Genomic DNA, 25,959 nt, shown 5'->3' on the forward strand with positions numbered 1-25,959 from the left:
TGCACTCAAGCACTGGCAACTTGTCATCCCTGCGCAGGCAGGGATCCAGTAACCCGCAGAGTTTGCGTTTTTCGTCTCATACGACACGGCGTACTGGGTCCCGGTCTTGCTGCTGACGCAACAAACCGGGACGACAAATCATGGAGGTTCGGATGTGCATAATCCCGCAATCCATGCCAATGCGTTACCTCGTTCACGCACTTTGTATGGAGGTGCAACGGCTTGGATCCCGTGGTCATGCCATGGGATGACGACGCTTGGAAATGAAGAACCAAAAAACCCGCCTTCCATCGGAAAGCGGGTTTTGCAGGGTCTGCTTTTAACCAGAGCTTACGCGACAGCGCGGGCCAGTGCGCATTGCGACCACAGGTCATTGATCGCGTTGGCGAGGTGTTCGATGTCTTCGGCCGTGTGCAGCGGTGTCGGGGTGAAGCGCAGGCGCTCCGTGCCGACCGGAACCGTCGGATAGTTGATCGGTTGAACGTAGATGCCGTAGGTGTCCAGAAGGATGTCGGAGATCCATTTGCACTTCTTGGCATCACCCACCATCACCGGAACGATGTGGCTCGGGTTTTCCATGTGCGGGATGCCGCGCTTGTCGAGAGCGGCGCGGACCTGGGCGACCCGGTCCTTGTGCGCCTTGCGCTCGAACGGGCTGTCCTTCAGGTGACGGATGGAGACGGCTGCGCCTGCTGCCAGCGCCGGCGGCAGGGCGGTGGTGAAGATAAAGCCGGAGGCGAAGGAGCGGATAAAGTCGACAACCGTCTTCGAACCGGTGATGTAACCGCCCATCACGCCGAAGGCCTTGCCGAGCGTGCCTTCGATAATGGTCAGACGATCCATCAGGCCTTCGCGTTCGGCAACGCCGCCGCCACGCGGGCCATACATGCCAACGGCATGCACTTCGTCGAGGTAGGTCAGTGCACCGAACTTGTCGGCAACGTCACAGATTTCCTTGATCGGCGCGATGTCGCCATCCATGGAATAGACGCTTTCGAATGCGACCAGTTTCGGCGCGTCCGGATCGTCCGCCGCCATCTGGCGTTCCAGGTCTTCATAGTCGTTGTGCTTGAAGATGCGCTTTTCGCAGCGGGCGTGGCGGATGCCTTCAATCATGGACGCGTGGTTGAGCGAGTCCGAATAGACGATCATGCCCGGAACCTGGGAGGCGAGCGTACCCAGCGCTGCCCAGTTGGAAACATAACCGGACGTGAAGATCAGAGCAGCTTCCTTGCCGTGAAGGTCGGCCAGCTCGTTCTCCAGAAGAACATGGTAGTGATTGGTGCCGGAAATGTTGCGCGTTCCGCCTGCGCCTGCGCCGCATTTGGAGATCACGTCCTGCATCGCGGTCACGACCTTTTCGTTCTGGCCCATGCCGAGATAATCGTTGGAGCACCAGACGGTCACGTCCTGAACCGAACCATCTTCGCGGTAACGGGTTGCGCGCGGAAAAGCACCTGCCTGGCGTTCCAGATCTGCAAACACACGGTAATTGCCGTTGTCATGCAGTTTGCCCAGGCGTTCTTCCAGATACGCGTTCACGTCCATTCTCAGGATCCTCTCATCGCGGGCACCTTTGCCAGCGCCTCTCTCCTGCCCGCGCAACTCGCGTCCCGCGCGGCCAATTTGCTGCCTGGAACCTTTCCGTCCGATTCCAGACTAGCAGCTAACTTATAGCCATTCAAAACTGCTTATCAAAGTTTTGGCCTTGATCAAGGTCAAAAACCCCGGCTGCGTCCAATCGCCATAGTGTCCGTTGCCGTGGTTTGCCAAGGAAAACCGGCCTTGTTCCCTTGTCGGAAAAAGAGCGCAATTCCCGGTGAAACCGAAGAATATCCCAAGGTGATTGCCGGAAAGTTTTCGCGGTTACAGCAAACATGGGTACGGCATCGGAATGTGCATGGGGCCAAATTGCCGCATTCTTCGGCCCGGTTTGAAGAAGTTTCTTGCTTTCAACCCTTAAACATGAATACTGATTCATGTTTCATGAATTGGGAGGAAACAGCAGGTGCGCAAACCAGCCGCAGAAGCAGACGCGCCGCAAAAGGCTGCAGGCAACCAGCCGAAAACGGCGCGCGGTGAAGCCACCCGAAAGGCAATCCTGACCGCTGCCGAAAGGGTGATCGGCGAGAAGGGCTACAACGACGCCTCCATCGGTCACATTACCAGTGAGGCAGGCGTCGCCCAAGGCACTTTCTATATCTACTTCACCACCAAGGAGCAGGTGTTCTCGGAGCTTGTCCTGGAAATGGGGCGGCTGGTCCGACATACGATCGCTGAGGCAACGCAGGGCATCGGCAACCGGCTGGAAGCGGAAAAAGCCGGCTTGCGGGCCTTCCTGGAATTCGTCCAGGCCCATCCGGACCTCTACCGGATCGTACAGGAAGCACTGTTCGTCGATCCTGCCGCCTATGAGGAATATTACAAGACATTCGCCGCCGGTTACCGGTCGGGACTGGTTGCCGCCGAGGCCGCCGGCCAGATCTCCAAGGGGGACACGGAAACCCGTGCCTGGGCCCTCATGGGCATCGCCCGGGCCCTTGGCGAGCAGCTGGTCGTGTTCAAGTCGGAAAAACCCATTTCCGAACTGGTTGCCAGTGCCTACGACCTGATTGCCAACGGCATCAAACCCTGAGGCGCATGTCATGGGCCTCGTTGAGACAGAAACACGCGGCGGCGCGATCTGGATATGGTTGAACCGGCCGGACCGGCACAATGCCCTGGTTCCGGCGCTGGTTTGCGAACTGCGGAGCGCCATTGCCGAAGCGGCGATGGCCGAACCGGTGGCGCTGGTTCTGTCGGGCCGCGGATCCAGCTTTTCGACCGGTGGCGATATTGGCGGGTTTTTGGACCATGCCGGATCGCAGGGTAAACTCGTGGCCTACTCGGACGAGCTTGTCGGCAGCCTGCACGAGACGATCCTCGGCCTGCTGTCCTTTCCGGCGCCGGTGCTGGCGGCGGTCAATGGGCCGGTGACGGGTGGTTCTGCTGGCTTGATGCTGGCGGCAGACATGGTCGCCATGTCCGGGACAGCCTTTGTCCAGCCCTACTACAATCAGGTGGGGTTCGGTCCGGATGGCGGCTGGACAGCCTTGCTGCCGGACCGCATCGGCACTTCGAAGGCACTTGCGATCCAGTATCGCAACACGCGCATCAGTGCTTCGGAGGCCGTGGAACTGGGGCTTGCCGTCTGTCAGGTGCCGGGGGCTGAGCTTGTTGCAACTGTTGACGGCTGGGTCGTGGATCTCGGCAAAGGCTTCGCCCAGACCCATCGCACGACACGGCAGAGTGTTTGGGATGCACGCAGATGCGCGATGGTGCGAGACCGTCTCGACCAGGAAAAAGCCAGGTTCCTGGACCTGGTGAGCCGTCAAAGCACGCTCGACGGCATGAAGGAATTCACCAGGAAACGGGCCTGAGGAGAAGCCCGTCCGAAGGACCGGGACGGCGACTGCAAGACGGACACCTCGCCTTGCAGGGCGCTGGCTCGAGGCCCCGCCAGGTGTTGGGAGGACGCATGGAATATTTAACCGACATGGCCGCAAAACGGGCGGAGCTCACGCCCGGGGCGACAGCCTTTGTCGATCATGAAAGCGGCAGATCTTTCAGTTTCTGCGAGATCAACGAACGCGCCACCCGATTGGGCAACCTTCTGCTCGGTCGCGGTCTTGCCAAGGGCGACCGCATGGCGGTGCTTTGCCATAACCACCCGGATTTCTTCGTGCTGCTGTTTGCGGCTCAGAAAACCGGCATTCTGCTTGTGCCTCTCAACTGGCGACAGCCGGTTGCTGAGCTGCAGCCCATATTGGCGGCCTCCGGTGCGAAGCTGCTGTTTCATGATCTTGCGTTTGTCGAGATTGCCGAAGAACTTGCCGCCACAACCGGCCTGTCGCTTCTGCCGCTGGGCGCCGAGGGCCGGGGTGGCAGCGCTCTTGATCGTCTTCTGACGGGGGCAAGTCCTGCAGCGATCGGCTGCGGCAAGGTCAAGGCTTCAGCCCCCTGGTATCTGCTTTACACCTCCGGAACGACGGGCCTGCCCAAGGCGGTTATCCAGACGGCGGGCATGGCCTATGCCAACATGATCAACTACTGTCAGGCCACGGGTCTTTCGATCGGCGAAAAGGGCGTCAATTTCCTGCCGCTCTTCCATACGGCGGGGATCAACCTGCCGACGCTGCCGATCTTCCTGAACGGCGGCATGTCGACTGTCTTGCGCAAGTTCGATCCGGAGACCGTGCTTGATCTCGTTTCCGCCGGAAACGTCACCTGCTTCTTCGGTGTTCCGGCGATCTATCAGGCGCTGGCGCTGTCACCCAGGATCGGCAAGACGAACTTTTCGAAGGTCCGGTCGCTCGGCTGTGGCGGTGCGCCGGTGCCGAAACACCTGTTGTCGGAGTTTCAGGAGCGGGGCGTCACCATCTGCAACGGCATGGGCATGACCGAGACCGGGCCAACCGTGTTCCTGATGGACAAGGGCCATGCGCCCGCCAAGATCGGTTCAGTCGGAAAACCGCAGATCCTGACGGATGTTCGCCTGGTCGACGGCGATGGCGGTATCGTCGAAGGGCCGGGGGAAGGGGAAGTCCAGTTTCGCGGGCCGAACATCACGCCGGGCTACATGGACAACAAGGAAGCGACGGTTGCCACCTTCACGGTCGATGGCTGGCTGAAATCCGGTGACATCGGGCGCCGCGACGAGGACGGCTACTACTACATCGTCGACCGGATCAAGGACATGTACATATCGGGAGGCGAGAACGTCTATCCGGCTGAAGTCGAGAAGGTTCTTGTCGGTCATCCGGCCGTTCTGGAGGCTGTGGTGATTGGTGTGCCTGATGCTAAGTGGGGCGAGGTCGGTGCGGCCTTCCTGATTGTGCGTCCCGGCGAAGACCTCGATACGACGACGTTGGCCGACTGGTGCCGCAAGCAGCTGGCGCCCTACAAGGTGCCGAAAAGCTTTACCGTCGTTGACGACCTGCCGCGCACCGCGGCGGGCAAGGTGCGCAAGAACATTCTGAAAGACGACTTCCTTGCCGACAATTCCCTGGAGAAAGTATAACCGATGAGCCTGACCGCTGACGCGCAGCACAGCGCAACGTTTAGCTGGATCCCCCGTCAGGAGGATTTCGATGCCTTTGCCGATCTGTCCGGTGATGACAACCCGATCCACGTCGATCCCGAATTTTCGGCTCGCACACGGTTTGGACGGACGGTCTCCCACGGAATGCTGCTTTATACGCGGGTCTTTGCGCATCTGGAGGCCCTCCATCCGGGGCGAAGCCATGCCGTGCAGACTTTGATGTTTCCCAATCCGGCCTATGCGGATGAGGAGCTAACGTTTTCGTTCACGCCGAGCGAGGACGATGGGGACCTGATCCTGATCGAGGTCGCCCGTGCGGCGGACGGGGCCGTGACCTTGTCCGGTTCCTGCAAACTGGGGGTGCGGACATGAGCCTGGAAGTCGGAGCGCGCGCGGAAGTCAAACGCAGCTACACAGAAGACGACATGCGTGGTTTCGCGCAGCTTGCCGGAAACGGTACGGAAGTCCCGGTGTCTGTTCCGGGGCCACTGATCGGCGGGCTCTTTTCCTATCTGCTGGGCGTCGAGCTGCCGGGGAGAGGAACCAACTACCTGAAGCAGAACCTGGAGTTTCTGGCGCCCGCTCCGGTCGGGGAGACGCTGACGGCCTCGGTGACCATCACGCGCCTGCGGCCGGAAAAACACCTGGTCGATCTGGAAACGGTCTGTGAAGCAGAGGACGGCACCCGCATCTGTCAGGGCCGGGCGCTTGTCTATGTCGAGGATGTCGGCAAGGACTGAGCCGTTGTTACAGATTTTCGGCTGCTGCGCGGCGTTAGGCAGACCGGGCGCGTATTCGAGAGCCTTCTACTCACCCTCGATGATCCGGACCTTGGATGGCCAGAAGGCGTAATGTCCGGCAAGTTTCTCCGCCATCGGCACCGGCGATCTGTAGACCCAGCCGATCTCCTCGCCATCATGGGAAATGTAGCTGGCGTCGCCCTTGATGGGGCAATGGGTAGACTTGTCGACATACCCGAACCGGGTCTTGAGATCGGCTTCCGGCACGTAGATCACGGGGTCATAAAAAGACTTGCCGATTTCAAGAACGCGAACCGCATTGATGCTGTCCGCCAGCAGGGCCGCGCCCTGATAGATGCGAATACGCCGGGGCACGTCCTTAATCACCATCAGGTGGTCGGGGTTTTCCGGGTTGCGGATCGCCGTATCGAAGGCGGGCATTGTCTGCGCAGTCATGAGGTCCTCCGTGGAATTGGCCCTCATGTGAGGATGGTGACGGTGAAACGCAAAACAATTCTATGCTGCAGGGCACACGGTTTCGCTGGGTTTTGGGCGTTCGCAGGTTGAAGCTCATCGTTTCGGCCTTGATAATTCCTGCAGTTCTGCGCTCAAACAGGAGAACATGAATTTAGGAAGAAGTGGTGCCATGGCCGAAAGCGTTCAGGATTTTTTGAAACGGCTGTTCCTGCGGGCCGTCGAAGTGGCGGACCCGATGCAGAGTCTTGGTGCGTTTCTGCCGGAGAAACCAGTGGGCCGCGTCGTAGTGATCGGCGCAGGCAAGGCCTCCGCCCGAATGGCGGAAGCGGTCGAAAACATCTGGGGGCCGTGCGAAGGCCTGGTGATCACGCGCTATGGTTACGCGAGGCCGTGCGAAGGGATCGAGATCGTGGAGGCCGCGCATCCGGTTCCGGACGAAATGGGGTTTGTCGCGACCAAACGCATGATCGAGCTTGTTTCCGGCCTGGGTGAGAACGACTACGTGCTGGCGCTCATGTCCGGTGGTGCTTCGGCCTTGCTGATTGCGCCTGCCGGAGAAATCTCGCTGGCCGAAAAACAGGCGGTCAACCAGGCGCTTCTGGCCTCCGGTGCACCAATCGGCCAGATGAACGTCGTGCGGAAACATCTGAGCCGGGTGAAAGGCGGGCAATTGGCAGCGGCCGCCTATCCTGCAAAGATGCTGGCTCTGCTCATTTCGGATGTTCCAGGTGACAATCCTGCTGAAATCGGGTCCGGTCCGACGGTTGGTGATACCAGCACGACGGCCGATGCCAAGGCGATCCTGGAGCAGAGGAAGATCGAAGTGCCGGCTTCGGTGCAACAGGTTCTCGCCGCCGGAAGCGGTGTGTTGAAGCCCGATGACGAAAAGCTCGGCCGTGTGTCGAATGTCATCTTCGCAGCTCCTTCCCAGTCGCTGGAAGCTGCCCGAAACCTTGCTGAAGCAGAAGGCTGTGATGTCGAGATCCTGGGGGACGCCCTGGAAGGCGAAGCGCGGGAAGTGGCGCGTGCCCATGCAGAGCTTGCCCTCAGCCGCCAGAGCGAGCGCCCCGACGGTAGCCGGCCCTTGCTGCTCCTGTCCGGCGGTGAGCTGACGGTAATCCGACGCGGCGAGGGCATTGGAGGGCCGAACGCCGAATACGCCCTGGCTCTTGCTTTTGCCTTGCGCGGGGCTCCGGGTATCCACGCGATCGCTTGCGACACGGACGGTGTCGACGGAGCGGCAGAAGTAGCGGGTGCCGTCATTGGCCCGGATACGCTGGCGAGGGCGGACAAGGCGGGTGCCGATGTGGAAGAGGCACTTCTTACCAATGACGCTCACCGCTTTTTCGACACGATCGGAGATCAGGTTGTCACCGGGCCGACACTGACGAATGTCAATGATTTCCGTGCCATATGGATTGGATAGCGCATTGGCCGGGACGAACGCCCGCAAATCCTTTACCCGGCAAATTGCGCCGGAATTCCCAAGGGACCGGACTTGACTGAAATCACCATCACCCGTGTGGCGCGCCTGCCGGATCCGTTTCGGATCGAACGGTTTCTGTCCAATCCGAAGCTTGGCCCGAGGACGTTGTTCTTCAGCGGTGGATCGGCACTCAACGGTGTCGCCCAGTGCCTGAAGCGCTACACGCATAATTCCATCCACCTGGTGACACCGTTCGATTCCGGTGGCAGCTCGCAAGGGCTCAGGATTGCCTTCAACATGCCGGCCATCGGTGATCTCAGAAGCCGGTTGATGGCACTCGCCGACGAAACGGTGCTCGGCCATCCGGACGTTTTTCGCCTGTTCACACATCGGTTTTCGAAAACAGCCTCGCAAGTGGATCTGGCTGCCGAGCTGGAAAGCATGATCGCCGGAACGCATCCGCTGGTGGAGGCGATAGAGCAGCCGATGCGCACGCTCATCCAGAATCAGCTGGGCATGTTTCACGCCGCACGACCGATAGATTTCGACCTGCTCGGCGCCAGCATCGGCAACCTGATCCTGGCAGGTGGTTACCTCAACCAGAACCAGCAGCTCGAGCCGATCATCTTTCTGGTGGCCAAGCTGGTGGGTGTTCAGGGCACCGTCCGGGCCGTTGCCGACGACAACCTGCACCTGGGGGCAGACCTTGAGGATGGCGAGGTTGTCATCGGCCAGCATCTTCTGACCGGCAAGGAGCATCCGCCACTGGTCTCGCCGATCCGAAACCTGTTCCTCAATCGGGGGCTGACCGGCAAGGACCCTGCGGAAGCAGCGTTTCCGGACCGCAACCGGAGCCTCATCCAGTCTGCTGACCTCATCTGTTATGCGCCGGGCAGTTTCTATACCAGCCTGATCGCAAATCTTCTGCCGAAAGGCGTCGGAAAAGCCATTGCCGCACGCACCGTTCCGAAGGTCTATGTGCCCGGAACGGGGCAGGATCCGGAAACCGGCACGATGAGTGTTGCCGACAAGGTGCAGACCCTGCTTGCCTACTTGCGGCGGGACGCGGGCAGCGATTGCCCGGTCGACCGTCTGCTAAACTTCGTGATCGTCGACCAAGCGGTTCCGGAGAAGGAAACGGAAGCGCTGCAGGCGCTTGGGCTTTCCGTGCTTCAGCTCGATCTCGTCAGCAAGGCGTCCGCACCCTATTATGCCCCTGTGCCGCTTTGCGAAACTCTGGTCTCGCTGACGTAAGCACCACCGAACATTCAGGACAAGGCCATGAAACGTACGAAGCTTCTAAACCGGCATCTCAGCAAACTGGTAGCCTCGCTCGGCCATATGGACGAGATCGTCCTTGCCGATGCAGGCCTCCCGGTTCCTGCCAATGTTGGTGTGATCGACCTGGCAGTCAGCCCCGGTATTCCGGCCTTCTTTGATGTTCTGGAAGCGCTGGCCGATGAAATGATCGTCGAGCAGGCGGTCTTTGCGAACGAGGCATCGGAAGATCTCGTCACGCAGATCGAGGTCCGACTGGCCCATTGGGCGGCTGACACCGGCAAGCCGATCGAACATGTCCGCATGTCCCACGAGGACTTCAAGGAGCGTTGTTCGAAGGCACGTGCGGTCATTCGCACCGGTGAATGCACGCCTTACGCAAATCTGATTCTCGTCTCCGGCGTACCGTTCTGACAATCGCCGCAGACGGTGTCTGCAAGGCCTGTCTCGACAGCCATCGATGAGAACTGACCGATGCGAGGGAGGAGCGGAAGTGCTCCTCCCATTTTTGTTTTCCGAAACGTTGCGACGGCATGTTTCGTTGCAACGTCAGTCGCTTCCCGCTCTGCAAAAAATAAAAATTTGATCTCCAAAACCGATTTTGTTGACTTACAAAATCGGTTTTGTAAAAATTTTCCTCAATAAAACAATCTGTTGCCTTTTGAGGCTGCAGGCCGGGAATTGAGCCCTTCGGGCTCGCAGGGAGGATCGATGTCGCGACTTCGCGATTCCGTCACCATTGATGACGTGGCGCGCCATGTGGGCGTTGCGAAAGGAACCGTGTCGCGGGTCCTCAACAATTACACCGATATTTCCGAAGCCACCCGCAAACGTATCCTCAAGGCTGTTCAGGATCTGGGCTATCAGCCGTCGGCCACCGCACGCAATCTGAAGCGCGGACGTCAGGACACGCTCGGCATCGTCATCCCCGTGGGTCACGGCAGTGGAGCGGATCCGTTCCTGTCCGAATTCATCGACGGCATCGCAAGAGCTCTCGACGAACTGGGGCTGGACCTTCTGGTGACCACTGCCCATTCACGCGAACACATGATCGAGACCGTCAAGCGGCTGATCGCCAGGCGCAAGGTGGACGGTTTCATCGTCACCCGAACGGAAGTGGACGATCCGCGCATCGCCTATTTGCGGGAACAGAATTTTCCATTTGTCGCCCATGGCCGCACGCGCGATCCGGCAGGCTATGCCTGGTTCGATATCGATAACGAGGCGGCCTTTGCCGATGGCGTTCGCCACCTCTACAGCCTCGGACACGAGCGGATCGGGTTCATCGGCGGTCCGATGGAACTCAACTTCGCGCTTCAGCGCCGCAACGGGTACAGGCAGGGTCTGGAGGCCCTGGGCCTTGCGCATGATCCGGCATTGGAAAATCTTCAGCCGCTCAGCGAAAAAGGCGGCTTTGCAGGGGCCGAGGCGCTGTTGTCGCTGGAGGCGCCGCCAACCGCACTTTTGTGCGTGACCGACGCCCTTGCCATCGGAGCGGTGCAGTACTGCCGCAAGTTCGGTCTGAAGGTCGGCTCTGATGTTACCGTCGTCGGCTATGACGGCCTGCCGGTGGGCGAATATCTGGACCCGCCGCTGACGACCTTTTCGCAAAGTGCCCAGGAAGCAGGCGGCAGGGTTGCCCGCATGCTTATCGATGTTCTGGACGGCAAGAACCCTACGGATCTGCAGGCCCTTGCCAAGGCAAACCTGATCCGGCGCGCCTCGGATGGCGCTCCGGCAAATTCATCGGAGGCGCTTGCAAGCGCGCTCCGCGACCGGCTGAACCAACAGCCACATTCCGGCAGGAAGGGAGAGTAATATGTTTGGGAGGACAACATTCCTGGCCTCGACCATCGCGGGCGTTCTGACGCTCGGTCTGACGGCCGCACAGGCCGAGACGTTGCGGTTCTGGACGACTGAGGAACAACCGGAGCGCCTGGCCAAGCAGGAAGAAATGGCCGCCGCGTTCAAGGAAAAGACAGGCATCGAGGTGGACGTCATTCCGGTGACGGAATCCGATCTCGGCACGCGTGCCACGGCAGCCTTTGCCGCCGGCGATCTGCCGGATGTCATCTATCACACACTGCAATACGCGCTGCCCTGGGCGGAAGCAGGCATCCTGGATACGGAAGCTGCGACCGAAGTGTTTGAAAAACTGGGTGCCGGCACATTCGCGCCGGGTGCGGTTGCCATGGCTGCCGTTGAGGACGGCGTCGCCTCCGTGCCTGTGGACGGCTGGACCCAGATGGTGATCTACCGCAAGGACCTCTTTGAGGAAAACGGCCTTGCCGCTCCGGACAGCTATGAAGACATTCTGGCGGCCGTCGAAAAACTGCATAACCCGCCCGAGATGTTCGGTTTCGTCGCCGCAACCAAAGTTGACGAGAACTTCATGAGCCAGGTGCTGGAGCACGTGCTTCTGGCCAATGGTGTCAGCCCTGTCAGTGACGACGGTTTCAAGCCGCTGGACGAGAAGAAGACTGTCGAAGCGCTGGAGTTCTACAAGGCCATCGCCAAGGCATCGCCTCCCGGAGACCTCTTCTGGAAGCAGTCGCGCGAGCTTTATTTTGCCGGCAAAGCAGCCATGATCATCTGGTCACCGTTCATCCTGGATGAGCTTGCCGGCCTGCGGGACAGCGCTCCGCCGACCATCACCGACGATCCGACCTCCACGGAACTTGCTTCCAAGACCGGTGTAGTCACCACGCTGAGCGGCCCGTCCAATCCAGATGGGGCAGCCTGGGCCGACATCCGTTACTTCGGCATCACCAATGACGCGGACACGGAAGCGGCAATGCAGTTCGTCGAGTTCTCCATGGATGACGGCTACCTGTCGACCCTGTCGATCGCGCCGGAAGGCAAGTTCCCGATCCGTCGTGGTTCTGCCGACAACGCGACCGAATTCGTCGATGGCTGGGCAAAGCTCCCGGTGGGTGTCGACCGCAAGGCGCCGCTGACCGATCTCTACGATGCCGACACAATCAAGACCATCGTCTCCGGTCTCGACACCGCCAGCCGCTGGGGCGTCAAGGAAGGTCAGCTCTCGCTTGCCTCCAAGATGATCAACAGCCAGGTGATGAACCGACTGGTGCGTGAATACATCGACGATGAACGCGATGCTGCGGCAACCGTTGCCAAGCTCAATGAGGAACTGGCCAAGATCCAGTAACGCCTTTCCACCCCTCAAGACCCCACGAGGGGGTGGGAAAGCCCGCACATAACGGCCCGGACCGGGCGTCTATCGGATGCCCGGTCCTTCCCAATCTCCTGCCGCTGCATTGCCGGCAGCCGAGATGGGCTCCAGACAGTTGCCGGTTGGGACTTGTCGGTCGCCAACGGCAGAACGGGATCTAGACCCCGGGCGGAAACATGAACACCAAAACCGAAGCTGACGCTTCCTCAGGGCCGCCGAAAGGCATCGGTCCGATGCAGCGGCGTGAAATGTGGCTGGCGTATCTGATGCTGGCGCCGACATTTGCCATCATCCTGATGATTGTTGCCGGACCGCTGCTTGCCAATTTCTGGATCAGTGTGAAACCGGTTCAGCTTGCCGACCTGCGGCCGCCGACCGTGCTCGTCAACGAACGGGTTCGTGGTCGGCCAAATGCACCAGGCGACGAGGCTCGGCTGGAATACAGGCTGCGCAATTCGTCTCAGGACGAGGAAGTCCGCAACGTGACGCTGAGCGATGTGGTGCCCGATGGGTTCACGGTGACTTCGCATTCCGAAAACTGTTCGCTCAATGGCGCCGCGCTGACGTGCGATCTTGGAACCGTAGCGCCTGGCTGGCGCGGAGATGTCGAACTGGTTGGAACCGTGTCGCAGGGGTTTCTGGATGCAAACCGTCCCGAACGTGCGAGCGAGCCGGTTATTTCGGGCGAAGCCAACAATGTGCTGACCAACTTCGAATTCACGTTCGAGAACTTCAGCCGGATCTTCAGCGCGGACGAGTTCTGGTCAGTGCTGCGCATTACGTTCTACTACACCATCTTCGGGACAGGTGGCGCGTTGGTGCTGGGTCTCTTTGCGGCGCAGCTCCTGAACACGACCTTCCCCGGTCGCGGTGTCCTGCGGGGCCTGTTCCTGTTTCCCTACGTCTCGCCTGTGATCGCGGTTGCCTTTACCTGGGTCGTGCTGTTCGACCCGTTTTCCGGCACGCTCAACGCGCTGCTAACCAAAATGGGCGTTGTCGCCGATCCGATCAATTTCTTCGGCCAGAGGGCGATAGAGTTTTCCGTTCTCGGCATTCCGATGGAGTTTCCGCTGGCGCTGACGACGGTGATAGCCTTCGAGGCCTGGCGTTACTTCCCGCTGTCTTTCCTGTTCATCCTGGCGCGCATGCAGTCGATCAACACCGACATGTATGAAGCTGCCGAAATGGACGGTGCGACGCCGTTGCAACAGTTCTGGTACCTGTCGCTGCCGCAACTGATGGGGATCCTCTCGGTCCTGTTCCTGCTGCGCTTCATCTGGACCTTCAACAAGTTCGACGACATCTTCCTTCTGACCGGCGGCAACGCGGGCACGCGTACGCTGACCGTCGATGTCTATGAGCAGGGATTTGCCCTGTCCAATCTCGGCGCCGGTGCGGCCGTTGCCGTGGTCGTCTTTGTCGTCCTTGTCACCTTCGCCACTTTGTTCATCCGCTTTTCGCCGAAGGAGGAAGGGCTATGAGACCCGGCAGTATCGTTCTCGCGGCGCTGACCGGCCTGATCTGGGGCGTCACTGCCATGGTGGTCATCGGTGTCACGCTGACACTGGTGACCGGCGATGTGGCGCAACCGCAGGCAACGGCGGCAGGTCTTGCAGGGCTTGTCAGTGCTCTGGTTCTGGTCTGGAGGCAGTCGACCGGGGGCGCTGGAGCCATGGCGGACAGGGGGCTTTGTGCTGCCGTCCTGTTCGTCGTCCTGATGGTGGCTTCCTTCGCGGCTCCCTTCGGTCTGTCGCTTGGTCAGCACTCCTTATGGCAGGGACTTGGTCTGGTGATGTTTGTCGCCGGTGTTACCGGTGCCAATGCGATCTGCCTCGGTGGGGCCCGGCTTGGTGCCATGTCGCGCTATGAGCGTGAGGTCGTCTATATTCGCATCGCGAAAGGTGTCGGCTTCGTCGTCTTCTCGATCATTGTCGCCTTGCCGTTCTACGTCATGATCATGACCTCGCTCAAAAGTCAGCAGGCACTGCTGGCCAATCCGCTGGACCTGTCGATCGACGTCAGTCAGGGCATCAGCGGGCTTTTCCGGTCCTATGTCGAGCTTTTCACCCAGTTCAACTTCGGTCGTTACCTGATGGTGTCCGCCTTCGTGTCGGTGGCAACCGTCGTGCTGACACTGCTGTTCTCGGTGCCGGGCGCCTATGCCGTGTCGCGGCTGCGGTTTCCGGGGCAGGCATTCCTGGCCCGCTCCGTGCTGCTCATCTACATGGTGCCGGCGATCGTGCTGGTGATCCCGCTCTATGCGGTGTTCTCGCAGCTTGGCCTGCGCAACACGCTCACCGGTCTGTTGATCGTCTATCCGGCAACCACCATCCCGGTCGCGCTCTACATGCTGCAGGGGTACTTTCGCGGTCTGCCGTCGGAGCTGGAGGAAGCCGGACTGATGGACGGGCTGTCGCGCATCGGCGTGATCCTCAAGATCACCCTGCCGCTGTCCCTTCCGGCGCTGGCTTCCGTTTCCCTTTACGTCTTCATGATCGCCTGGAACGAGTTCCTGTTCGCGTTCATGTTCCTGGATGATCCGGACATCTTCACGCTGTCGCGCGGAGTGGTGTCCCTCAATTCCTCCGAGGTGCCACGTCAGCATCTCATGGCGGGCGCGGTAATTGCGACCGTGCCCGTCCTTTTCATTTTCCTGTGGTTCGAACGTTTCCTTGTCCAGGGCCTGACGGCCGGCAGCGTCAAGGGTTGAACGATCAAGAGAAGGGGCTCTGAAGAGCCCGAGGGAGTACGCTGTGGCACACTCAGATCTAGACCAGGCGGCAAAGGCCATCCTGACCGAAAACGACCAGGGCGGGTACACGATCCCGACGAAGGGTCTTTATCCGTACCAGTGGAACTGGGATTCCGTCTTTGTCGCCCTGGGGTTTGCGGAATTCGACCAGGACCGGGCCTGGCAGGAAATCGAGATGCTGTTCCAGGGCCAGTGGCGCGACGGAATGGTGCCGCACATCCTGTTTCGCAAGGACGATCCGAGCTATTTTCCCGGACCGGGCGTGTGGGGAACCGACGGCGGTCCGATCCCGAGTTCCGGTCATTCCCAGCCGCCGGTGGCCGCGTCCGTCGTCCATAGCCTGGTGGAGGCTGACCGGACCGGCAAGGCACTGGAGCGGGCGAAGGCCTTGTTGCCGAAACTGATGGCCTGGCATCGCTGGTATCTTGCCTATCGCGACCCGAAAAACCTTGGTGTCATTGCCGTCATTCACCCCTGGGAATCCGGCCGGGACAATCTGCCGGACTGGGACGAGGCGCTGCGGGCGGTCGAGGTCAAGGACATTGGTCCTTATGAGCGGAAGGACACCTCTCATGTCGATCCGGCCATGCGGCCGCACAAGGAGGACTACGACCGCTATCTCAGCATTGTCGCTGCTTGCCGAAAGGTAGGCTGGGATCCGGAAAAAGTCGCTGAAACCTGCCCGTTCTTCGTTGCCGACCCGGGCGTTACCTTCATCTTCCTGCGCGCCAACCGGGATCTTCTCGCGCTGGCCGAAAAACTCGGCATGAGCGCGGAAGCCGACGAGATCCGAGGGTGGATCGCGGCGATGGAAAAAGGCAGCCGGACGCTTTGGAATGATGAGGTCAAGGCACATGTCGCTTTTGACGAGCGTCGCGGCAAGCAGACAGATGGCATCTCCAGTGCTTCCTTCCTGGCGCTCTATGCCGGGCTCCATGATCCGCAGACCCTTGGTGCGCTTCAGGCGCATTTCGACAGGATCGCGGAGCGGGTCGAATACCTGATGCCGTCCTATGATCCCGATCACCGCAGTTACGAGCCCTTGCGGTATTGGCGCGGACCGGTGTGGGCGATGATCAATTACATGATCGCGAAAGGCTTTGCCGAAGCAGGCGATGCCGTCCGAGCCGAACGACTGCGCGCCGACACCGCGCGGCTGATCGAAACCGGGGGCTTTGCGGAATATTTCAGCCCGGAAACGGGCGCAGGAGCAGGTGGCGGATCGTTCTCCTGGACGTCGGCCATCTGGCTGACCTGGGCTTCGCCTTCACACGCCGAGCAGGCAGCTTAAGGGGGACGCGATGGGAGCGATCCAGCTCAACAAGGTTGAAAAGTGGTTCGGCAACCTGCAGGTCATCAAGGGCATCGACCTCGACATCAAGGATGGCGAATTCGTCATCTTTGTCGGACCGTCCGGCTGCGGGAAGTCGACACTGTTGCGTCTGATCTCAGGGCTTGAGGAAACCAGCCGTGGTGCTATCGAGATCGATGGCAAGGACGTCACTGCACTGCCGCCATCGGGGCGGGGACTGTCGATGGTCTTCCAGTCCTACGCGCTTTACCCGCATATGTCGGTGCGCGAGAACGTCGGTTTCGGTCTGAAGACGGCAGGCTTTCCCAAGGCGGAGATCGACCGCAAGGTGAATGCGGCTGCTGAAGTGCTGAAGCTGGACGAATATCTCGACCGGCGCCCCAAAGCGCTTTCGGGGGGACAACGCCAGCGGGTAGCCATCGGCCGCGCCATTGTTCGCGAGCCAAGTGCCTTCCTGTTCGATGAGCCGTTGTCGAACCTGGACGCAGCGCTTCGCGTTGAAATGCGTTTTGAGGTCGCCCGGCTCCACAAGAGCCTCGGCACCACCATGATCTACGTGACACACGATCAGGTGGAAGCCATGACGCTGGCCGACAAGATCGTGGTTTTGCAGGCCGGCAGGATCGAACAGGTCGGATCACCGCGCGAACTTTATGAACGGCCGGACAATCTGTTCGTGGCCCAGTTCATCGGTTCGCCGAAGATGAACGTGTTGCCCTGTTCACTCGAAGAAGGACGGTTTTCGCTGCGCGGGCATGGCGGCGGTCCTTATCCGTATGCCGGCAGCGGACAAACACCGGTGAAACTCGGCATCCGTCCGGAGCACATCAGCCTTGCAACACCGGGCGAGGGGCATTGCACCGGAACGGTGGAAGTGGCCGAATATCTGGGTGCAGACACTTTCCTTTACGTGGCGCTCGACGGGCTTGAAACGATCCTGGTGCGCATCAGCGGTGCCGAAGACGTGGAGGAGGGCACTCGTGTTGGTCTGACCTTCGACGAGAGCCGCCTGCATTTCTTCGACGGCGAAGACAAGGCTATCCGCTAAGACAGTCTGTCGGAAAGAACCCGGCCTTCTCGGCAGGTTCAGTTCCGGCAGAGCACCAGCACGGTGTATTGAGAAGCCTCCTCGTCGATCCGGGTCGGGCTCTTGATGTTGGTGATGGTGTTGTAGGAAGGCGCCAGGCCGAGATCTTCCATGAACTCCGCCATCAGCTTGCCCCTGACCGCGAAATTCACGTTTTCCGGCAGGTCACCGGCCAGCTTGAGCGTCTTGAACTTGTCCAGACGAGACACAACGGTGCCGACGACGGCTCCCGTCCTGTCCAGAACCGGGCCACCTGAATTGCCTGGCTGTACCGGTGCTGTCAGCATGAAATGACGGCTGTCGCCCTTGACCCCTGCCAGCGACGAGATCATGCCGGGAGTGAAGTTCAGGTTGTTGTCCAGGATCTGGGCAAAGGGATAGCCGATCACGAAAATCTCCTCTCCGCGAACGATCGGCTGTTTTGAGCGGAACTGCGCAACATCATCCGACTTGCCGCTGTCGAGCTGCAGGATCGCGAGGTCGTTTTCCGTGTCCGCCTTCACCAGCCTCGCAGTTCCGTGGCCTGGAATATCCAGCGAGCGGCAGTTGCCGACCACATGCGCATTGGTGCCGATGTGGCCTTCGCTCGTCAGGAAATAGCCGCTGCCGGAGGAGGAGGTCTTGCGGCCGATAATATCCTTGCGTGCTCCCTTGGGAAGCGGATCGCTGCTGCTGTCCTCTTCCAGAACCTGCAGGCCCGGAGCTGATGTAACCGCGTCCAGTTTCTCCTCATCTGTTCCGTCGTAAAACGTCATGCTGTTCGACATGGCAACTGCCACGCGGTCCATGAAGACGGCATGGCGTGCCTGCCAGGCAAGCGAAAAACCGCGGCTGTCAGAAGAGGTCTTCATCATGCGCAGGTAGAAATCACGTCCATCCTGCCGACCGGAGACGACGAAGTAGTCATTCCGGAATTGCTTGTGCTCCACGGTCCGCCCGTCGCTGGTATCGGTCAGACGCTTGTAGAGGGCCGCGTAGTCGGTTTCTTCCGCCGAAACCTGCAGGGTTTCCAGTTCGATGCTGTTGTCGTAGGCCCGCCAGAGGTGCCCGCGCGGCGTCTGGGTGGACGGCTCGAAGAGCTTGCCCGGAACGCCGAGCTGCAATCCGGAAACGGGGTCCTTGTAGGTTTCAAAACCAACCCGTTCGACAAGGTCGAGACCATCGCGCTGGAGGATCTGCATCTGCTCGTCGTCGAGCACACCGTTCGGGGTGAAGTCCCGGTGCTTCTGGAAAGTTGTGAGCGCGTTATAGGTGAGCCTGCCGAAGGTTCCGTCCACCTGTGAGGCGTAGTCTCCCGTAAAGACCAGCAGGAACTGGATCCGGACCCGTTCTCGCCAGTCCCTGGCATGGAACCAGTCCTTGGACTGATCGTAACCTGCCTGCACGGTGCCGGCTGATACCAGCAAAAACACGATGGCATGAAGAAACGAACGCATAACCAGCTCCCCTTGGTCGCGTTCCACATTTTAGCAAAACGGCGATGATGGAAACAGGCTCGCCCTGCTCAGCCGGGGATATCTCGCGATAAAATTCCGGAGGCGGTGTTCAGATGGAGCGGCCTTAAAAACCATGTTTCAAAGCGGAACAACATCGACCTTGTGATCGGTGGTTTGAGACCCTGACGTGCGCAACACGCCTTTCACCGGTGCCGCGTCTCCATAGTCGCGGCCATGCGCGACAACGATGTGATCCTGTCCGACCCTGAGAGCATTCGTGGGGTCATATTCGATCCAGCCGATCTCGATGCCGCACCAGGCCCTGACCCAGGCGTGCATGGCATCCGCACCTTCCAGCCGTTCCTGGCCTTCCGGCGGAATGGTCCGGAGAAAGCCGCTGACGTAGCCTGCCGGAATGCCGATGCTTCTGAGGCATGCGATCATAATGTGCGAAAAATCCTGGCAGACGCCATGACGTCGCTCGAACGCCTCGATGGCCGGAGTATCGACCGTTGTGGCCTCGGCATCGAAACGCATGTCCGCGTTCAAGGCCTTGCCGATGGCTTCGACGGCGGAAATCGTGCTCATGCCCGGGACGACATGGTCCTGCGCATAGACTGCGAACGCGGGGTCGAGGGGAAGGCGCGGCGAGGCGGAAAGAAAATGGACCGGCGCCCTGGGGGCAAGAGACTGAACGCCGGAGAGCTCCCTTGCCAGCGCGTGCAACGGCGGTGAAATATCGAGCTCTTCCGGCACCGCGGTTCTGTCGATACGGGCCTTAAGCTTGAAACTGAGTTCGCTGTGGCTGCGCCGGTAGGCAACGTCGGTGACAGCATTGCCGAAGAAGTCCGTCCGGTCGTGACGCTCAGAAGGGCCAGGCACGATATGGATCTGCCCTGCCATCAGCTTCTGCTCGCCGGGAATGGTCGCCGGCATCAGCCGGAGCGCATGATGTCCGTAGTTGGCCGGGCTGGCATAGTCGTAGGTGATTTCAAGCGTTACATCGTAATGCACGGGCGCCTCGCGTCGGGCGTGTCGGGTGAAAGCGACCGTCCGTTACCGGATATAGGCATCGGTCAGCTCCACGGAGAGATAGGAAATCTGATCGCGAAGATCGGCAAGAGAAGCCGGTGTCAGTGTCTCCGGGGTGGCGATTGCCAGAAGTGTATGAACCTGCAGGACGGAGCGGGCCAGCTCCGAAAGATGTCCGTTTTCCGTCGCGTTGGGCAGCACGCCGATATGGTCTTTCATGTCGGTCAGCTGGTAGAGCACCGCGCGCGGGTTCTTGGTGTCCATCGCCAAAAGGTCCAGCACGGTGGCATGGCTGAGAGAGACCGCATAACGCCGGCTCATGGACATGGCACTGTCGCCAACCTCAAGCAGCAGTTCAAGAGAGCCTTCCGGGGCGTCTTCGTCGGTAAAGACCGACAGGAGATCAGCCATCCGGTGGGCGCGTTCCAGTGCACGGCCGATGGACAGGAAGCGCCAGCCGATAAACCTGTACATGTTTTCATGCACAAGACCCGAAAAGCCTGTGATCTTGCGCAGCAGCAGGCCCATGGCTCTGGTAACGTCGGCATTGTCGCGCATCGTGCGCTTGGCACCGTTCGCGGCCTGGGCAAGGTCGTTCAGCGCCAGCCAGCCATCGACGGAAAACCGGTCGCGTACCTTTGCAGCGCTGGCGACGGCCGATTGCAGCATGTCGCACAGGCCATCGGGAACCGGCTCGACGGGCGCCATGCCGATCTTGTCCAGATATTCCGCCGTCAATGCCACAAGCGGGGCTTCCGGGTCCGCCGTTTCCATCAACCGGGCATGATAGGCACGCAGCAGCCGCACCGCGCCTTCCGCACGCTCCACGTAGCGGCCGAGCCAGAACAGATTGTCGGCTGCGCGCGATGGCAGGGAACCGGTCTGTGATTTGAAGAACGGCGATTCCGTCTGGTGGAGCAAGGTTTCCTTGTGCGGCTTCTGACCGCCGACGATCCACACATCGGCCGCCGATCCACCCGCCTGCATGGCGATCGCACTTGCATCTTCCGTTTGTCCGATCCGGGCAAAGCCGCCAGCCATGACTTCCCAGCCGTTGGTCGTTCGGGCCAGAAAGACGCGCAGGCTCATCGGCCGGGGGACCAGAAGCCCGTTGTCATAAGCAGGCGTCGTCGACAGGGTCACGGCTTCCTGCCCGACCAGCTTGTCGCTCTTGCTGTCGATCCAGGTTTCCAGAATGCCCTTGTGGAACTTGTCGAAATCCTTGCCGATAAAATCGGTATGGGAGGACGTGAAGGGCAGCGCGGTCGACAGAGCGGGGCTGAACATCATGCCTTCCGCATTTTCTTTCACGTAGGCTTTCGTTCCCTCTTCACCGCACCACCAGGTCGCGACGTTCGGCAGCTTCAGCGGCTCGCCGAGCAGGTGTTCGCTGATGCGCGGCAGAAAGGCAAGGAGCGCGCGCGTTTCCAGAATGCCGGTGCCGAGCGCATTGATCATGGTGACTGCGCCGCTGCGGACCGCCTGAACAAGACCCGGTGTACCGATGTGAGAGGTTTCGTTCAATTCCACCGGATCGGCCCAGGCGGCATCAAGGCGACGCCAGAGAACGCTGACGGGTCTCAGTCCGGCGACCGTGCGAACCATCAGCTTGCCGTTTTCAACCGTCAGGTCCTCACCTTCCAGCAGCATGAAGCCGAGATAGCGGGCGATGTAGGCATGCTCGAAATAGGTGTCGTTCAGCGGGCCTGGTGTCAGGATCGAAACGCGGCTTTCGCTTTCTCCACGCAGCTCGACCAGGTGGTCGCGGAACCGCCGGAAAAACCCGGCCAGCCGATGGACATTGGCACGGGCGAAGAACTCGTTGAAGACGCGTCCGGTTGCGACCCGGTTTTCCAGTGCGAAGCCGGCACCGGAAGGCGCCTGTGCCCTGTCGGACAGGACCCACCAGGTTCCGTCCGGCCCGCGGCCGATCTCGAACGACAGGAAATGCAGGAAATGTCCGGATTTCGGCTTGATGCCCACCAGCGGACGCTGCCACTCCGGGCTTTGCGCAATCAGGCTTGCCGGCAGATAGCCGTTGGTCACCAGCCTGTTGTCGCCATAAAGATCGGCGACAACCTGTTCCAGAAGTTCGGCGCGCTGGGTCAGACCGTCTGCAATCACCTGCCAGTCGTCCTGGCTGATGATCACCGGAATATGGCTCAACGGCCATTCCCGCTCATTCGCCCCGTCCTGCCCGTATTGACGGAAATAGACCCCGGCATCGTTCAGATACTGATTGCCGCGCGCGAAACGCTCGGTGATTTCCTCCGGCGTCAGAGCGCTCAGATGCTCCAGAAACGGCCGCCAGACCGGTCTTACCCGGCCATCAGGGAAGAGCAGCTCGTCCGAAACATCCGGAAAGGGACGATAGGCCTTCAAGAGGCCGTAGCGAAGCGCTCCGGGTTCTGCGTTTTCGTCCAAGCTCATGCATCGTTTCCAGTCGGCGGGGCTGCCGGTTCGTCAGACATTCTGCGGTCTGCGCAGGTCCAACGTCAACGGAAACTCCGGATGCGGCCGTTCAAGCCCCGGAAGATAGAGCCCGGGCGTATGGCCGTGCGGCTCGAACCTTGCAAGGCGACGGGCTTCTGCCTCGTTCCCGTTGACAGGAAACGTGTCATAGTTCCGTCCGCCCGGATGAGCAACATGATAGACGCAGCCACCAAGGGCCCGGCCGCTCCAGCGATCGAAGATATCGAAGGTCAGCGGGGCGTCGACCGGATGCACGGGGTGCAGCGCCATGGCCGGTTGCCAGGCCTTGTAACGGACACCGGCAACCGAAACGCCGTTGGTCTCGGTTTTCCTGAGCGGCAAGGTTCGCCGGTTACAGGTGACGGCGTAACGGTCCGGATCGCTAGTGGTGAGCTTGACCTGCAGACGTTCGGTGGAGCTGTCCGTATAGCGCACGGTGCCGCCGATGGCGCCGGTCTCGCCCAGTACGTGCCAGGGTTCCAACGCCTGTCGAAGTTCAAGGTGAACACCATCGACCTCGAGTTCTCCGCAGAAGGGGAAGCGGAATTCGGCCTGGGCTTCGAACCAGTCCGGACGCATCTGAAAACCGTGATGCTCCAGATCACCCAGGACGTCGAGAAAATCGGTCCAGACATAATGCGGCAACATGAACCGGTCGTGCAGGGCCGTGCCCCAACGGGTCAGGTTGCCGGACAGTGGCTGCTGCCACAGGCGCGCAACGAGCGCCCTGAGCAACAGCTGCTGGGCAAGGCTCATGCGCGGGTCCGGCGGCATTTCGAATCCGCGGAACTCGACGAGGCCCAGCCGTCCTGTCGGGCCGTCGGGGGAATAGAGCTTGTCGATGCAGATTTCCGCCCGGTGGGTGTTGCCGGTGACATCCACCAGAAGGTTGCGCAGCAACCGGTCAACCAGCCAGGGGAACGGCGTTGCCCCTTCATGAGGGCGGTGGATCTGTGACAGCGCGACTTCCAACTCGTAAAGGCCGTCATGACGGGCCTCATCGACGCGCGGTGCCTGAGAGGTCGGGCCGATGAAGAGGCCGGAGAACAGGTAGGACAGGCTTGGATGGCGCTGCCAGTGCAGGATCAGGCTGCGCAGGAGATCAGGCCGGCGCAGGAACGGACTGTCGAGCGGCGTCGCGCCGCCAACTACCACGTGGTTGCCGCCGCCGGTGCCGGTGTGCTTGCCGTCGATCATGAACTTGTCTGCACCGAGCCGAGACTGCCGGGCTTCCTCGTAGACGCCTTCGGTGATCGCGACACATTCCTGCCAGCTGGACGCCGGATGGATGTTGACCTCGATGACGCCAGGATCCGGTGCAACGCGGATGACATTCATGCGCGGGTCGGGCGGGGGCGGATATCCTTCGATATGAACCGGCAGGTTCAAGTCAGCTGCGGCAGATTCCGCCACCGAGATGAGTTCCAGATAGTCCTCGATCCGTTCCACCGGCGGCATGAAGACGCAAAGACGTCCGTCGCGAGCTTCCACCGACAGCGCTGTTCTGACCGATGCTCCGCCAAATTCGTCATCTGTCAGGGTTTGTTCCCGCCGGTCCTGCTGGCCTTCGCTGGCGGTGAAATGGGCAACATCCTGCCTGCGGTCAGCGCGCGGGCCCGCAGGAAACTCCGGCAACGGATCGCGCGGGACGGTCGGATCGGCGATATTGGTGTAGGGATATTGGGCCGGTGGGACATGGGGCAGGGATTCCAGCGGCAGGCGGTAGCCGACAGGGCTGTCTCCGGGTACGAGGAACAGCGCATCACGGCGCAGCTTCCAGCGCTCGGATCGCCAGCGGTGTCCGCCGGCCTTCGATTGCCAGCGCTGGATCGGCAGCACATGTCCGGCAGGTTCGGTCAGCCCCCGGTCGAAGACACGGGCAATACGATGCCGGGCCTCGGCATCCTCCAGCTTGGAATTTTTCGGGGTGACATTTTCCGGCAGGTTGGCTTCCTTCACCAACCACACCGCCGGGTCTTCATAGGCGGCCACCACGTGGTCCGGGTCGATTTCCAGCTTCGTTGCGATCTCCTGCAGCAGCGCTGCGGCCTGATCTGCGCTGGCCTTGGTATCGTCGCCTTCTTCCGCGATCAAATCCGGATCATGCCAGATCGGTTTTTCGTCGCGGCGCCAGTAAAGCGAGAAAGTCCAGCGGGGCAGGGTTTCACCCGGGTACCATTTCCCCTGGCCGTAATGCAGGAACCCTCCAGGGGCAAAGCGTTCACGCAGCCGGCGGATCAGAATGTCCGCCTTCTGGCGTTTGGTCGGGCCGACCGCGTCGGTGTTCCATTCAGCGGCTTCGAAATCATCGATCGAGACGAAGGTGGGTTCACCGCCCATGGTCAGGCGGACGTCCTCCTGCGACAGGATCCGGTCGACCTTGGTGCCGAGCTGATTGAGTGCCGACCAGGCATCGTCGGAAAACGGCTTGGTGATGCGCGGATGTTCGGCGACGCGGGCCACCTTCATGTCGAAGGCAAAGTCGACCTCCGCCTTGCTTGCCATACCGACAATCGGGGCGGCGTTGACGTAATGCGGCGTCGCGGCCAGCGGAATGTGGCTTTCGCCTGCCAGAAGGCCGGAGGTCGGATCGAGCCCGATCCAGCCTGCACCCGGCAGGAAGACTTCGGCCCAGGCATGAAGATCGGTGAAATCGTGATCGGTGCCGGAGGGGCCGTCCAGTGCTTCCAGATCCGGCTTCAACTGGATGAGATATCCGGAGACAAACCTTGCGGCAAAACCGAGATGGCGTAGGGCCTGCACCAGCAGCCAGGTGGAATCGCGACAGGACCCGGTTCCTTTCTCGAAGGTTTCTTCCGGTGTCTGTACGCCAGGCTCCATGCGTATGACATAGTTGACGGTCTGGGAGACCTTCGCGTTCAGCCCGACGATGAAGTCGACGGTTCTCTGGCGATCCTTCGGGACCGATTCCAGGAACGCGGTCATGTGCGGGCCGGTCGGGTCGAGGCGACGGTAAATCTGGAGATCTTCACGAAGTTCCGGCGGATAGTCGAAGGGCCATTCCTCCGCGCTCTCCTCGATGAAGAAATCGAAGGGATTGTAGACGGCCATGTCAGCGACCAGATCCACTTCGATCTTGAATTCGCGTACAGGCTCGGGAAACACGAAGCGGGACAGCCAGTTGCCGTAGGGGTCCTGCTGGTGATTGACGAAGTGTCCTTCGGGCGAAACCTTCAACGAGTGAGACAGGACCCGGGTGCGGCTGTGAGGGGCCGGCCGCAATCGGATAATCTGCGGGCTTAAGGTAACCGGACGGTCGTATCGGTAATGGGTCAGGTGATAAATGCTTGCACGAATTGACATTTACAGGGTCCCGGTATTTGTCCGTTTCAAAGCGCGAGTGTCAGGTTTTCACAAAATCAAACGCATAACCACGTCTTTCTGTAGGCAGTTTCGCCTCACAAACGGGCTGCAAGCATCTTGTGAAAGGAGAAGACCGGGAACCAGGTGAAATCCGGTGTCGCCGGTCAGGGTTCGTTAAACACGATGCAATCCTTCCGGCGAAGCCGGCTCTGACGAGCGCTTTTCCTGTGCTAATTTCGGATTGATTAACACAATCGGATCAAGGTGCCGGCTGCCAGCGAACGGCCAGCAGGCAGGAGGCCTGTTGCGGCCGGGTTTCAGGCAGGAATGCCTCAGGAGCCGGTTTCTGG

The 25,959-nt window shown here is 60.5% G+C and carries 20 protein-coding genes; 14 read left to right on the plus strand and 6 right to left on the minus strand.

All coding sequences use genetic code 11. From position 1 onward, the window contains the following. Positions 1-330 precede the first annotated feature (330 nt). On the minus strand, positions 331-1,548 hold the full coding sequence (gene hemA / locus B0E33_RS17090; protein WP_077291854.1) for a 5-aminolevulinate synthase: 1,218 nt from the start codon (positions 1,546-1,548) through the stop codon (positions 331-333). Positions 1,549-2,008: 460 nt separating this feature from the next. Between hemA and B0E33_RS17095 the strand changes: the two genes are divergently transcribed. From B0E33_RS17095 to B0E33_RS17115, 5 genes are all read left to right on the plus strand, one after another. Next, positions 2,009-2,635 (plus strand): TetR/AcrR family transcriptional regulator, encoded by a 627-nt coding sequence (locus B0E33_RS17095; protein WP_077291855.1) that lies wholly within the window; start codon positions 2,009-2,011, stop codon positions 2,633-2,635. Positions 2,636-2,645: 10 nt separating this feature from the next. Further along, positions 2,646-3,419, plus strand: a complete 774-nt coding sequence (locus B0E33_RS17100; protein WP_077291856.1) for an enoyl-CoA hydratase/isomerase family protein — start codon at positions 2,646-2,648, stop codon at positions 3,417-3,419. A gap of 98 nt (positions 3,420-3,517) precedes the next feature. Next, positions 3,518-5,059 (plus strand): AMP-binding protein, encoded by a 1,542-nt coding sequence (locus B0E33_RS17105; protein ID WP_077291857.1) that lies wholly within the window; start codon positions 3,518-3,520, stop codon positions 5,057-5,059. 3 nt (positions 5,060-5,062) lie between these two features. Then, the gene (locus B0E33_RS17110) at positions 5,063-5,452 is read left to right on the plus strand and encodes a MaoC/PaaZ C-terminal domain-containing protein (RefSeq protein WP_077291858.1); all 390 of its coding nucleotides are present in this window, start codon (positions 5,063-5,065) and stop codon (positions 5,450-5,452) included. Further along, the gene (locus B0E33_RS17115; RefSeq protein WP_077291859.1) at positions 5,449-5,820 is read left to right on the plus strand and encodes a hotdog family protein; all 372 of its coding nucleotides are present in this window, start codon (positions 5,449-5,451) and stop codon (positions 5,818-5,820) included. Before B0E33_RS17110 ends, B0E33_RS17115 begins: the two co-directional genes overlap by 4 nt. A 66-nt stretch (positions 5,821-5,886) precedes the next feature. On the opposite strand, the gene B0E33_RS17120 is transcribed toward B0E33_RS17115, so the two are convergent. Next, positions 5,887-6,276 carry a DUF427 domain-containing protein gene (locus B0E33_RS17120; RefSeq protein WP_208984244.1) on the minus strand — a complete coding sequence of 130 codons (390 nt, stop codon included), beginning with the start codon at positions 6,274-6,276 and terminating at the stop codon, positions 5,887-5,889. A gap of 166 nt (positions 6,277-6,442) precedes the next feature. On the opposite strand from B0E33_RS17120, the gene B0E33_RS17125 reads away from it, so the two are divergent. The 9 genes from B0E33_RS17125 (at position 6,443) to B0E33_RS17165 (ending at position 17,306) form a co-directional block, all read left to right on the plus strand. Further along, a complete protein-coding gene (locus B0E33_RS17125; RefSeq protein WP_439126661.1) occupies positions 6,443-7,723 on the plus strand; it encodes a glycerate kinase type-2 family protein in 1,281 nt (426 codons plus the stop codon). Between the two features lie 72 nt (positions 7,724-7,795). Further along, positions 7,796-8,977 carry a GAK system CofD-like protein gene (locus tag B0E33_RS17130; protein WP_077291861.1) on the plus strand — a complete coding sequence of 394 codons (1,182 nt, stop codon included), beginning with the start codon at positions 7,796-7,798 and terminating at the stop codon, positions 8,975-8,977. Positions 8,978-9,004: 27 nt separating this feature from the next. Further along, positions 9,005-9,415: a D-ribose pyranase gene (gene rbsD, locus B0E33_RS17135; RefSeq protein WP_077291862.1), complete on the plus strand. Its 411-nt coding sequence runs from the start codon at positions 9,005-9,007 to the stop codon at positions 9,413-9,415. A gap of 297 nt (positions 9,416-9,712) precedes the next feature. Further along, on the plus strand, positions 9,713-10,819 hold the full coding sequence (locus B0E33_RS17140; RefSeq protein WP_023003050.1) for a LacI family DNA-binding transcriptional regulator: 1,107 nt from the start codon (positions 9,713-9,715) through the stop codon (positions 10,817-10,819). Position 10,820: 1 nt separating this feature from the next. Next, entirely contained in the window at positions 10,821-12,170 is a 1,350-nt protein-coding gene (locus B0E33_RS17145) for an ABC transporter substrate-binding protein (RefSeq protein ID WP_077291863.1), read from the plus strand. A 200-nt stretch (positions 12,171-12,370) separates the two neighbouring features. Beyond that, positions 12,371-13,675, plus strand: a complete 1,305-nt coding sequence (locus B0E33_RS17150) for a carbohydrate ABC transporter permease (RefSeq protein WP_077291864.1) — start codon at positions 12,371-12,373, stop codon at positions 13,673-13,675. Next, positions 13,672-14,904 carry a carbohydrate ABC transporter permease gene (locus tag B0E33_RS17155; protein ID WP_077291865.1) on the plus strand — a complete coding sequence of 411 codons (1,233 nt, stop codon included), beginning with the start codon at positions 13,672-13,674 and terminating at the stop codon, positions 14,902-14,904. Before B0E33_RS17150 ends, B0E33_RS17155 begins: the two co-directional genes overlap by 4 nt. 43 nt (positions 14,905-14,947) lie before the next feature. After that, a complete protein-coding gene (locus B0E33_RS17160) occupies positions 14,948-16,237 on the plus strand; it encodes an MGH1-like glycoside hydrolase domain-containing protein (protein ID WP_077291866.1) in 1,290 nt (429 codons plus the stop codon). A 10-nt stretch (positions 16,238-16,247) separates the two neighbouring features. After that, positions 16,248-17,306, plus strand: a complete 1,059-nt coding sequence (locus B0E33_RS17165; protein WP_023003055.1) for an ABC transporter ATP-binding protein — start codon at positions 16,248-16,250, stop codon at positions 17,304-17,306. Between the two features lie 38 nt (positions 17,307-17,344). Here the strand turns inward: B0E33_RS17165 and B0E33_RS17170 are convergent, their stop codons facing one another. The 4 genes from B0E33_RS17170 to B0E33_RS17185 all read right to left on the minus strand — a co-directional run bounded on the left by B0E33_RS17170 (position 17,345) and on the right by B0E33_RS17185 (position 25,609). Next, a complete protein-coding gene (locus B0E33_RS17170) occupies positions 17,345-18,781 on the minus strand; it encodes a serine protease (protein ID WP_077291867.1) in 1,437 nt (478 codons plus the stop codon). 138 nt (positions 18,782-18,919) lie between these two features. Next, positions 18,920-19,795 carry a transglutaminase family protein gene (locus B0E33_RS17175; protein WP_077291868.1) on the minus strand — a complete coding sequence of 292 codons (876 nt, stop codon included), beginning with the start codon at positions 19,793-19,795 and terminating at the stop codon, positions 18,920-18,922. Positions 19,796-19,837: 42 nt separating this feature from the next. After that, positions 19,838-22,243, minus strand: a complete 2,406-nt coding sequence (locus B0E33_RS17180; protein ID WP_077291869.1) for a circularly permuted type 2 ATP-grasp protein — start codon at positions 22,241-22,243, stop codon at positions 19,838-19,840. 33 nt (positions 22,244-22,276) lie between these two features. Continuing rightward, positions 22,277-25,609 carry a transglutaminase family protein gene (locus tag B0E33_RS17185; RefSeq protein WP_077291870.1) on the minus strand — a complete coding sequence of 1,111 codons (3,333 nt, stop codon included), beginning with the start codon at positions 25,607-25,609 and terminating at the stop codon, positions 22,277-22,279. Between the last annotated feature and the right edge of the window lie 350 nt (positions 25,610-25,959).

This window comes from Roseibium algicola (assembly GCF_001999245.1).
Taxonomy (GTDB): Bacteria; Pseudomonadota; Alphaproteobacteria; order Rhizobiales; family Stappiaceae; genus Roseibium; species Roseibium algicola.